Source organism: bacterium, from assembly GCA_037143175.1.
Lineage (GTDB): Bacteria > Verrucomicrobiota > Kiritimatiellia > CAIKKV01 > CAITUY01 > JAABPW01.
Genome location: JBAWZF010000067.1, coordinates 1 through 12,207 on the forward strand (window position 1 = coordinate 1; position 12,207 = coordinate 12,207).

Consider the following 12,207-nt stretch of genomic DNA (forward strand, 5'->3'; position numbering starts at 1 on the left):
CCTCACTCCGGCTCAAAAACAGACGGCACTACGCGCTATTTGCGGGAAATAACACATAGGTCGGGGATTCTGGATCCGTCTGCGGAGTGCTCGAGTTTAAAGACTGCCAAGCTTCTACAGTCAAAGGAGCACTGATTGTTACTGCGTGAACACTCGGAGCCAGAGTTACGGCCAAAACAAGTCCCGTAATTACGGCTAACGAGTTTATTAATTTATATATACATGTTTTCATATTCACATCTCATCTTTCTGACAACTTGAATACCAGCATGTGCTATGCCAATAAATTTTAATGGATACTGTTATTGTATTTTAATATAAGTTGTTTATATTCAATTGAATATGTCGCGTCGTGTAAATCCGAACAGACGGCGTTATTTACAAAAAATGTGAATTTGTAAAATATTCCGACAATATTTTAGTATTATTTGGAGTAAAGGAGAACCACGCCATGGTTCTCCTTTTTTTGTGCTCGTAAAGAGGAGTCATCATTAAATTCTCGTTTCTGACAATATTGCAAGTCTGGTGCTGAATGGGCTATGCGATTTATATTAATATCTAAAGTGTTGTGGCACAGATTATTACGACGTAATAGCGGCATAATTTTGAAAGATAAACTTTCCCATATATACCCTAGAACAGCTCCCTCGGCATGAATGACGCTATGTACATAATTGTGCAGAATAAAATGAAGCAATGCTCAGAAATATATGAACAGGGGAGAATGGCGACTTATGAACTTATCTAAAATCATTAAATATGCGGGACTAATCATCGGACTATTAATGGGTTTTCAAAATTTGAGCTTGAGCGCCAATGCGGTGGCCCTTGCTTGGGATCCAACCACCAACACTGTTGATGGATCGACAGTATCCGACTTGGCCGGATACAAGTTATATTGTGGAGCTTCTTCAGGAAGTTATTCAACAGTTCTGGATGTGGGTAACACGAATACCTTCAGTGTGGCCGATCTTCTGCAGGGTTCGACCTATTTCTTTGCGGTTACGGCGTACACTAGTAATAGTATTCAGAGCGATTATTCGACTGAACTTGTTGTGACGGTGCCAGACACAACGCCTCCAGCGATTTCTGTGGGCGCCTCACTATCTTTGAATGTTGATGCGGGCGGGTTGGTTGCCATTCCAAATTTAATGCAGAATGCCACTGTCACGGACAATTGCTCGCTACCATCTGGAATATCCTGTACCCAAGCCCCTGCCGCAGGCACTATGATTGGCGCCGGTATCACCTCTGTAATATTGACTGCCATTGATGAAGCTGGCAACAGTTCCCGGGCGACAGTGTTTGTGACTGTGTTGGCCCTGCCAAACATTGTCCTGAGCTCTCCTGGTAATGGTGCGATTTTCACCGCTCCGGCGACGATCCCGCTTACGGCCACTGTCACCGCCAACGGGCACAGTCTGAACAGAGTCCAATTTCTAAATGGTACCAACCTGCTGGGTGAGACCTCGTCTCCATTTATCTACACTTGGAGTAACGCAGTGTCAGGCACCTATTCTCTATCCGCCCGCTTGGTATATGAGGCCGGCACGATCGATTCCTCACCGGTGACCGTTGTGGTCAACGCCCTTCCTGCGCCTTGGAATACTCAGAACATCGGGACAGGAATTGTTTCCGGGAATGCTTCGTATTCGAATGGGGTCTTCTCTGTCTCAGGTGCCGGAAACATCAGCGGTACGGCGGATAAATTCCGTTTTGTGTATCAGGTGTTGAGTGGTGACGGCGAAATCAAGGCGCGGGTATCGTCGCTTCAAAATGCGGGTACCGGTGCCAAGGCGGGTATCATGATTCGTGAATCACTTACCAGCGGTTCACGGCAGATCACGCTTTCGCTGCTGGCCAGTGGCAAGATAGAGTTTTTGCGGCGGACGAGCACGGGGGGCTCTGTCAAAACAACCACGAGCACGGGCAATGTGAGTCCCAATAACTGGGTTCGCTTGGTTCGTAAAGGTCTCACAATAACGGCATATAAATCATCCAATGGGTCCACTTGGACGAGCATTGGCAATCAATCGATCTCCATGGCCTCTACGATCTCGTTCGGGCAGGCGACGGCTTCCGGTACGACAAACACGCTCAGTACGGCTACTATCGACAATGTCACGGTGGTGCCGTGAAACAGTGCTGGAGTATAGGTGGGCTTGGTGTGCTCATGCTTGGGTTAGCCATTGTACTGCATCAAGACGGCTCGGAAGGGACCTGCCCGCAGTGCTACAGCGTTGCAGGCGCGGCGCCATGCCCTACCCAAATGCAAGAGACTTCTCAGGGTAGGGCGAAGCCTCCGGCTGAGCCGGTGATTTTTGAGCAGTCTGCTGCTCGGAGCTATGCTATCCTCCCCGGACAATCCGACAGTGGTGGTCTTTGTGATACCAATGCCATTGCCAGTCTTGCTGATTCAAAATCACCTGACTCTGCCACTGAAGAACCGGAACAGCATATCCGCCAGTGGGCTGAGGAGGATCCCTCTGCAGCTGCCGCCTGGGCCATGCAGCAACCTGATCCCGTCGTGCGTAAGGATGCCTTGAATCAAGTTGCGCTCGCGTGGGCTGAGCGTGATGTGACTAAAGCCATTACGTGGGCTGTCCAGCTTCCCCTAGATGAAACCCAAGTCGATATTCTCATAAATCTGGGTTATGAGGCTGCTCGAAATGATCCTGCCCAAGCATTGGCTCTTGCAGGGGCGCTGTCGCCGAGCCGTAATCGCGATGATCTAGTGGTTCATGCTATAAGTCAGTGGGCCAACACTGATGCGTTAGCCGCGACGGAATGGGCCTGTACGATTCCCGAGTTGGCCCTGCGTGAACGGGTACTGGCATCCATTACAACGGCGGTGGCTGATCAAAATCCGGAAACAGCAGTCACGCTGATCACAGAAACTCTATGGCCCGGGGAATCCCAAAACCAGGCCGTTATTGCCACGGTTCAGCGATGGTCAGAGCAGGATTCCCAAGGGGCTAATACCTGGGTCCAGCAATTTCCTGCTGGTGAATTAAAGGATACGGCACTGCTTAACCTTGTGGCTGTTAGCCTCGACTGAATTCGACACCGGATAGAGCCGTGGCGGTATGGGAATTGTAGGTACGTTCAAAATACTCGAGTTTGTTTTGGCAGTCCTGAGACATGCTTGTAAATTGAACGCCGGCGGTGACTTGGCCATTCACTTTTAGGCGCACAACTTGACAGTGCGCCTGCCAGTCATGCAGTTGAGGGGCATCGATTTGAAGCAGCATCCGGAACGATTCCGCAGGAAGGGAATTTGAGTGGATTTTCACGTTGGAAAGTCCCGCACCACCGAGACTGATGTTGTCCACGGTGACGCTCCCCCACATTTGTTCCTCCGGCGTTGGGACGCGGTACACTCCGATCGTCCCCGCGACATTGAGAGTATGCCGGGGCCACTTTCGCTTATGTTCCACCGCGACGGTTTGGTTGCTACGTTCCCTACGCGTAAGTCTGAGCAAATCATAGAGGCAAGACTCGAGCGTAGTGGAATTCATTTCGGTAAGTGGGAGTTGCGCATCGGCGCCCCAAGTGGCGACTTGTTGGGGAGTGCTGTCCCGCAAACAACATAGCACCGTCAATATGTGGCGAGCATCGATTTCTCGAAGCGAACGAATGATGGCGGGAGAGGTGATATCGGTGGAGGTGTCGTCCAGGATGAGTAAATCCGTTGGTTTCCGGGCACAAATAATCAGCGCTTCTGATCCTCGTGATGCGATATCCATTTTGATGCGTCGATCCGCGATGGCTACGGATTCAACCAGTCCTATCAAATCCTGCGCATCACTGCGGAGGACAAGTTGTCTGGTAGTCAGTGAGCTTGCCTCGACCGGTCGAACATATTCCTTGAGGAAATGATCTATACTTTCAGCAGAGATCAGTCGCTCCCCGGTAATGGGATGAGCTTTACCGAGGAGCGAGCCTTCGTCGAAACGCCGTGATACCGTTGAGCGGGAAATCCCGAGCAATCTTGCCGCTTCACCGGTAGAAAAATATTCGGTATCTTTCATATGCAAATTCTGCAAGCAGCAAATTCTGCAAGCAGCGTATTCATCAAGATTGGTAAAAAATACCCGTGCCACAAGGGCACGGGCTTCACGTACGGCTTACGGTATTTCAGGCAAACTTAGCCTTTAATGCCCCCAGGCCGATGGCCACAAGCCCGAGTAAGACTACTGTGGAGCAATTGTCGGGGACGGTTGTTCCGCCACCGGTGGAAGAAATTCTTGCATAGAAATTGCCCAACTTGGTGCCGCCTTCACATGCATAAATCTGACGGGTCATATTAATCCCATTATCAAGGGAGAAACCCAGTATTTCGAAAGAATAGTTCTGCCCCCCGTAGGTGAAGCCTATTGGGTCAGGGACATCGAGAAATAGTACCGTATCGCCGTTCGGGTTGATTGTATTGTTAATCCCCATCCCGAATTCCAAAACAGGGAGGTCTCCGTAAGCGGGAAGTGGTCCCGTTATGGACACCTTCATGGCCAGATCCACACCCTCTAGGCCTGTGTTTGACCACTGTGTTCCATTATAATAAGTCAGGCTTCCAAGCAGGAAAGGGTTATTGACATACTGGTCACTCGACCAAGATGGCGGCAATGCATCTGAATCGCTCCCTGCTCCATCGAATTGGAGATAACTCGGCTTATCGAAACAATAAGCAGGATCGCCCCAGGTAACTTTGGAGACTCCGCCATGGTCGTTATTGGCAATATTCCAATGTGACCACCCAGATTCGGTATTTGGGTCATTCCACGATCCGATGGCGGTGCCACTGAACGTGATGGCGTATGCGGTTAGATTCAAACCTGCTATCACTGCTAACGTTGGAAACAATATTTTTTTCATCAAGCACCTCACTTTTTCATTTTGCATCATGTAAACACATCGTAACTGCAAAAGATAATTAGCGAGATGTGTGCCAAGCGAGATCATTGCTGCCTGAATTAATGCATAAAGTTATTCAGAATAGTTGTAATATGTTGGAAGGTATTTAGTTGTAGATTAATGAGGAAGGTGTTGCTCTTCAGTTTAGTCGCATGATTTCTTGCCCGTATGAATGGATAATGTAAGAAGTTTTGACAGTTATTACCCACCTCTGCCGTCTTCGCAGGGCGCCCGGTTGCGATTAACTTAAAACCCAGTTCACTCGTAGCCGGAATCTATGAAAAGATTTGGATGCTGCGGAGCACTCGAATTTGAACCAGCGCAAGTTAAATCTGTTGGTTTATTTTACACAATCAGCATGAGTAATATTTTCATTGCACGACATGATGATGTTGTAACGCTTTGATGATGTGAAGCTTCCGATCCAATACTCCGGGTCTCTAATAATCTGGCATAGCCTGTGCTAACTACTGATTCCAAGTAGAGAAATGTGTTAACAATCCGATAGAAAGGAAAATAGTTATGAAATCGATGTTCGGTAAGGTGTTAATGGCCGCCACAGTATCGTCGCTGGTGCTAGGAGGGGGGGCTCAGAGTTATGCCCTTATGTTCGAAAATGGCGGATTTGAAGGTCTTACGAGTATTCCGGGTCCTGCTCAGCCTGCTGACCAGACGTGGTGGGTAAAAGATGGTATGGGCGGACTTGGTACTGACTATGCCTCATGGTCGATTGGCAGTGGATCTGGTATTGGCGGTAGTGATTGTGCCGTGGCAACGCCTGGACTGCTGGCTCAGGGAAATAGCGAGAATTACCGTGTTGGTCTGCGTCAGTACTATCTGGATGTGGATCCGAACACCACATACACAATCGGCTTTGCATATAAGGCCATTGGTCAGGGATTCCAGGGAATTACTGGGAACGGTGGAGCGGCAGCTGAAAGTTGGATGTCGCTCGTGGTACTTGAATCCCCCAATGCAAATGGTGGAGGTTGGACTTGGGGAACGGCAAATAACCCGGGCTTGAATATTGGAGATCAGGCTCTTGATTGGACGTATGCCTCTTATACGTTCACGACCTTGGCTACTACCGAAAGCATTGGCGTGAAGTTTGGCATACTGTTCGGAACTGATGCGGCGGGAAGCTCCACGGATAAGTTCTATCTGGACAATGTGACTCCAAGCACAAGCGTCCCCGATGGCGGCATGACGATGACCTTACTCGGTCTGGGTATGGCTGGGTTAGGCTTGCTGCGTCGCAAGTTGAGCTGATCAGATCAAATCATATCGGGTTGTTAAGAAGGCGGGTACAACGGTGCCCGCCTTTTTTTACTGATGACACGAGGCGGAAGCCTTCATGAATATCCAAAAATCCTTTCGCATTGGTGCGTGTGTGGCTCTTGGCGCCTTGGGTGGGGCTATCGAAGTACACGCGCTCCCTCCGCCATGTTTCGCCAATGTGCGGGATTATGGCTACATGTGGTGGCAAAATGGCATGCTGAACCCTATCTATCATATCAAGACTTCCCGCTACGCGATGTCTTTCAATGTGTCGATTCTGGGCCCAGCAACACTGTTTCCGCTATACTCATCACCCTTGGAATCCGCTGCTTTGACCGAATCAAACGCCGCCAGTTTCCCCGCGTTCCCCCCCGTCACCTTCTCCTGCCAAGTCACAGCTAATGGCCATACCAACCCTGTTTTGGCTGCCAGCAGCGATAATCACGACGCTCAACTTGTGGAGTGTGGTAAATTCTTTCAACGACGTTGGCAAAAGGTGAGCCTCCCTGGCGGGCCCGCTCTGGATCTGCAGAAAAGTGGCCTCGAAGTGGCGGCCTGGCCGGATCGTATCTCCTTTGTTCTACGGCTGGTGCCTTCGAATACAGTCGCCAATGGGCAGGCCGAGATGACTCTCGGGCTGACCAATATTTATTCAACCCTGTTGTCAAATAGCATGGGACGGGCGTTACTGGCGGCAGATGGTTCCGGCTTTGGATTCCTTAAAAGTGCCGGGAGTGCTTCACTCATCGTGAATCCTGACACGGGGCTGGTGACAGTTCGCACTGCTGTTAGTGATTGGATCGCCGGTCAGGAGTACTCCGTTGGGTTCATTATCTACCCTGCAGGCTCCAACGTGGCTGGCGTATTGGCCGATGCCGTGGCGGAAGAAGCTTCGCCATTAACGCTCGCCGCAACCGAGCTTGCTCCCACCGTGACCGGCCTGGTGACCTCCTATGACAGCGATCGCGGTTGGTATGATGTCTCCCTGCGTAATGATGTCGGCACAGGAGATGATGGGCTCGTGCGGACACGCCTTGCCGTAACCAATTTGACGTCCAGCCCCCGCGTCCTGCGGCTCAATTTTGACGGGATTCCCTTCTACATTCCCGGCCTCACCGCCCTGCTTCGCGATGAACACCAATATCCTGTTGGAATACCGGTCCAACTCTCCAAGAATTGGCATACATCCCCTGCAGGTGAACGTTTTCAAGGCTGGTGGTTTCACGGGCTCACGATGTTGACGGTTCCTGCCGGTGCCGCCTTGAACTTTGAACTGGTTATGGTCGGACAGAACTGGGGCGGGCTACCTGCTGCCACACACTCGCAATTATCGGTTATTGGCTATGGCGGAAACCAGCAGTGGGACGAGGCTGCTCTGGGCAACTACGGTGAGGCTCTGACCTACGATGCCGAGCACGTCCTGACTGACAATGATTGCGCCGATTCGCGGCCCATGCTCGTAACCGATGACAACGGGAATCATGGGGCATGGGGTATCAACGTTGGTGGGGCTTCATTCCTCAGATACTTCGATGCTGCAGGCCAGCCGTGTCGGCACAACCGTATGCGAACACGGTATGCGCGATACTGTCCAAACCTGACTGATGTCATATATGCCGGGAAAACTGATGACGACGCCATGGAGTTCAATTTCAGCGCCGGGCTCTACCGCTCGGATGATTATACGCGTGGCCTGCACCATCTCCGTATTGATGTGAAAGCTGACACCTCATTCAGTCGTCTCGTTTTCTTTCAGGAAGCTGCTGACACGTACAACGGGAACAATGGCGCCACACATGCCTTTGGAACATCAACCAATCTGGCTCCGCTTCGACAGTGGGCGGCCACTTTTGGTCAAAACCAGTATATCGGAACGCCCGTGGCGCTCACCGGTCCAATGTCCTGGGTGATGACTATGGATTCGCCACCGGAGGATGGACTTACAGCAGCCAATCGCGGTTTCATCATCCGTTCATGGAAGGCGCGCATCAATGGCACAAACGATATTCCTCCCTATCTTGCCGAGAGGAGCACCGCAGACGGCTCGATTCTTGACCTCGTGCCGCCACCCGGCGTCACAACGTTGAAGGCGGGTGACTATGTGGAGGCTGAGATTGAACGTTTCTACATTCCCCGCTATCCCGCCGGATATTATGGGCCTAATGCTCATTTCCGAGTCGCCCTGACAAACTACGAAAACAATTATCGACTCGCCTTGCGTGAAGCCGCAGGAAATACACTCAGCGTGTCTGCGCAAACCGGTGTGGTGGAGCATTTATATCCCATCCAGATCCGGGCCACCAACAATGTGGCGGCTTTTACCGTCATAGGCGGCATAGGTTATGTTCCGTTCACGTTCACAGGCTTAAGTGATTACCGTGGCCCTATTCTGGAGGAATACCTTGATGGTGTTTGGACAACAGTGAGGCAGGCGGTTCATGGCAATGATTTCTGGCAATGCGACTTCAACGCCGAGTCGGGAACGTGGGAGACCACGTTTTCAGTGAAGCTGGATGGGACAGACTATCAGAGCGTTGAGTTGCTCATGAGTTCTCCCCGGATGCACACCTTCCGCTTCCGTCTCGACCCTGCCGCCATGGAGCCGCAATTACCTTTGCCTGATTTTGAAGGCGCCGTCATCGGGGCCGGCAACCCTGGCTATCCAAATCAAACCTGGTGGATCAATGGCACCAACGGAAATCAATACGCCCAATGGTCTATCAGCATGCATGCCGGTATTCGCGGAACTGCCGCCGCCATGGCGACTCCGGGACCCTATGCGAAGGGCGGGAGTGACAAGTATATTCAGCCTTTACGGATGTACTACTTCTCTGTCTTGCCGGGGACGCAGTACACGGTTGGATTCTGGTATAAGGCCATCGGGCCCGGTTTTACCGGCCATACCGGCCGCTTGGAAGGGGATGGGTTTACGGGTGATAGCGAGATGCAGCTCCAGATACTTGAAGCACCCAATGCCGACTGTACCGGGGGCTGGCAATGGCCTAATGGCCTGAGCATTGGGACGGCTGCTGCTGATTGGACGTATGCCTCCCGTACGTTTACAACCCTGCCCACCACCCATAGCATTGGCCTCAAGTTCGGCATGCTTTTCGGGGACGCAAACCGTACCAATGTAACAGATCGTTTCTATCTGGATAATGTGACAAATCTCGTGGCGGCGTTGGCTCCATTGGGTACACCGGAATGGTGGCTGACGATGCACGGGTTGACCAATGGTAGCTGTGCTCTCGCAGAAATGGATGACAATGATAAGGATGGCCTATCCAATTGGCAGGAATACCTTGCCGATACAAACCCCACCAATGCCAGCTCTGTCCTCAAAATTCTGAGTCTACAAAATGATAAAAGCGGCCTACATGTGAAGTGGCAGGGAGGAGTGGAATCCAGTCAGATATTGGAGTTTACTGATTGCCTGAATCCCAACGGTTCTTCTTGGCAACCACTATTCACCAACAGGCCTCCAACCGGTGTGTCAAACGAGTTTTGTGAGGCCATTGAACCTTGTGGCCGGGGCTTCTTCAGGATCAGAGGAACCTTCCCCTGAATTGTCGGCAATCATTACAATACCGAACATCAATTGTGTCTTGAAAATAATTCATTCTGTAATTCATTCAATTATATCTTCCTTATTTTCAATTGGTTGTGACTATGCGTGGATTTGTTTTCTTCGGGATGATTTCCAGTGGCATGAATTGTGCAATGGAGATATGACGACTTGAAGAGTTGAGAGTTTTGGGGAATTGAAACGATCTGAAAACTGAGAGTAATGGGATGAAACACCGAATTGATGAACTGATGGATATTTCAAACCTCACCGGCGCCGCTCCACGCAGCGCCTCCCGTCAGCATCGGAGGAAATGATCATGAAGAAACAAACGCTCATACTCCTAATCACGATTGTTGCTTCAATGCTTAGAGTGTCGACTGCCGGCGCTGCGAATTATCTCTGGGACGGCGGGTACACCTTGGGCAATAACTGGAACTCAGCCAACAATTGGAACCCAAACAGCGTGCCACCTTCACCCGGAACCGGAGTTGATAACATTTTTTTTGGCGGAAGCACCCGGACCTCTCCAAATATATCGGTGAGTTACAACATCAATTCGATTACGTTTAATTCTGGTGCGGCCGCGTTCACCGTAACCAAGTCGGGAGGCACTCTGACCATACAAGGCGGCGGAGTGGTCAACAATGATGATGCCCTCCAAACAATCACCAGTCCCATTACGATGGGTGCGGCTCAGACGTGGAACGCAGCGAGTGGAGGTCTGACGTTTGGTGGTGCCATCACGAAAGCAAGTAAATTGCTAACGATCACTGGGGGAAATAGCACCACGATTAACGGCATTCTTACTGGGTTAGGTGGTCTGACCAAGGATGGTGGCGGCGATCTGATTCTCAGCCCGTCGGCAAGTGCCTGCACGATAGGGGCCATAACCGTAAATAGCGGACGGCTTTTTATTTTTAACGCCTATGCCATTGCGAACTCCGCCACCCTCGATATCAACAGTGGGGCCTCCCTTGATTTCGGTATTACAGGGGGAACCACACCTGCCAACACAATGACCTTTGACTCAGGATCCTGCCTCGCCAATCGTGTCGGGACACTGACGATCAATACGACCGCCGCATCATTCCCTTCCGCGGGAACCATGATCTTTAATCAGGACGACTCGGCAACAGCACCCATTATCATAAATAGGGCGCCCTTTGTGGTGCTCACCGGAGACCTAACAATTCAGGTTGGCGGTACCAGTCTATCGGTGGGAACCGTGACGTTGGGCGGGGCAATTAACGGCTCAGGAGGTCTGAATAAGACCTCCACGGGAACCCTCATTCTCGGCGGTGCCAACAGTTACAATGGCGACACGACGATCAGTGGCGGCATCCTGGCACTGGCGAGTGGCGGTTCGCTTAATGTTGCATCCAGTGTGAACATCGCGGCGGGGACCACCTTTGATGTGTCGGCCAAGGCCACACCCTACACGTGGGGATCCAGCGCCTCGCTGCTAGCCAGTGGAAATGGCACAACTGTCGGGGCAGCCGCCACCATTAAAGGCCCTTCTGCCGGGACCGTCAACATGGGCGCGAGGCCTATCGTGCTGACGTTTACGCCGACTACGTTTACCGGCGACACCACACATCCTTCCTTGTACATTTCACAGGGAACATTGTCGCTCAATGGCAACGCGTTCACCGTCACTAATGCAGCTGCGACCCCGTTGGGAATTGGTACATACAGGCTTATCCAGCAAGCGAGTGGAAACATCACCACCGCCGGAAGCTATTCCGTTGCTGTAACGGGAACTGGTCTGGCGGCGGGAACGACGGCCTCCATCCAGGTCGTCCTCGGGAACGTGAATCTGGTTGTCACCAAGCCGACTCCCTCTTTCTCCAATCTAACCGCCAGCCAAGCCATCACCTATGGTGCAACCAGCGTGACGCTGGGAGGCACGCTGTCCGCCGGTGCGGTTTATCCGGCTGCTGGGGAAACGGTCAGCATCACAATCAACGGGTCATCCCAAAACGCCACAATCGCTGGTGGGGCGGGGGGATTCTCAGTAAGTTTTCCAGCGGAATCCATACCCTACTCTGCCAGCGCCTATACCATCACCTATGCTTATGCCGGAAGTGTCAATCTTAACCCCGCTCCGAACGACACCAGCACAGCCCTGACGGTGAACAAACGTTCACTGACCGTGACAGCGACAGGAGTGGACAAGGGCTATGACGGCAATGTGACAGCCACGGTGACGCTTGCCGATAACCGTGTTTCAGGCGATGTTCTTACCCTGAGCAACACGTCAGCCACCTTCAACAACAAGAACGCGGGCACCGCCAAGCCGGTCAGCGTCAGCGGCATCGCCGTCACCGGCACCGATGCTGGGAATTACACGTTCAATACGACTGCCAGCACCACCGCCAATATCACGGCCAAGGCGCTGACCGTGACAGCGACAGGAGTGGACAAGGGCTATGACGGCAATGTGACAGCCA

The 12,207-nt window shown here is 51.7% G+C and carries 7 protein-coding genes; 5 read left to right on the forward strand and 2 right to left on the reverse strand.

The features are described 5' to 3' along the window. The first annotated feature begins 734 nt into the window (after positions 1–734). Both WCI03_13920 and WCI03_13925 read left to right on the forward strand, forming a co-directional pair. A complete protein-coding gene (locus WCI03_13920; protein MEI8140949.1) occupies positions 735–2,138 on the forward strand; it encodes an Ig-like domain-containing protein in 1,404 nt (467 codons plus the stop codon). Continuing rightward, positions 2,135–3,058, forward strand: a complete 924-nt coding sequence (locus WCI03_13925) for a hypothetical protein (GenBank protein ID MEI8140950.1) — start codon at positions 2,135–2,137, stop codon at positions 3,056–3,058. The genes WCI03_13920 and WCI03_13925 overlap by 4 nt, the downstream gene beginning before the upstream one ends. Here the strand turns inward: WCI03_13925 and WCI03_13930 are convergent. Beyond that, on the reverse strand, positions 3,045–4,031 hold the full coding sequence (locus tag WCI03_13930) for a hypothetical protein (GenBank protein ID MEI8140951.1): 987 nt from the start codon (positions 4,029–4,031) through the stop codon (positions 3,045–3,047). The two genes, WCI03_13925 and WCI03_13930, sit on opposite strands and share 14 nt — an antisense overlap. A 106-nt stretch (positions 4,032–4,137) precedes the next feature. After that, positions 4,138–4,872 (reverse strand): choice-of-anchor K domain-containing protein, encoded by a 735-nt coding sequence (locus tag WCI03_13935; GenBank protein MEI8140952.1) that lies wholly within the window; start codon positions 4,870–4,872, stop codon positions 4,138–4,140. Positions 4,873–5,433: 561 nt separating this feature from the next. Here WCI03_13935 and WCI03_13940 point away from each other — a divergent pair. From WCI03_13940 to WCI03_13950, 3 genes are all read left to right on the forward strand, one after another. After that, positions 5,434–6,180: a hypothetical protein gene (locus tag WCI03_13940; protein MEI8140953.1), complete on the forward strand. Its 747-nt coding sequence runs from the start codon at positions 5,434–5,436 to the stop codon at positions 6,178–6,180. Positions 6,181–6,265: 85 nt separating this feature from the next. Beyond that, positions 6,266–9,754 (forward strand): hypothetical protein, encoded by a 3,489-nt coding sequence (locus WCI03_13945; GenBank protein MEI8140954.1) that lies wholly within the window; start codon positions 6,266–6,268, stop codon positions 9,752–9,754. 541 nt (positions 9,755–10,295) lie between these two features. After that, positions 10,296–12,207, forward strand: a 1,912-nt coding sequence (locus WCI03_13950) for a YDG domain-containing protein (GenBank protein MEI8140955.1), incomplete at its 3' end; no start/stop codon positions are given.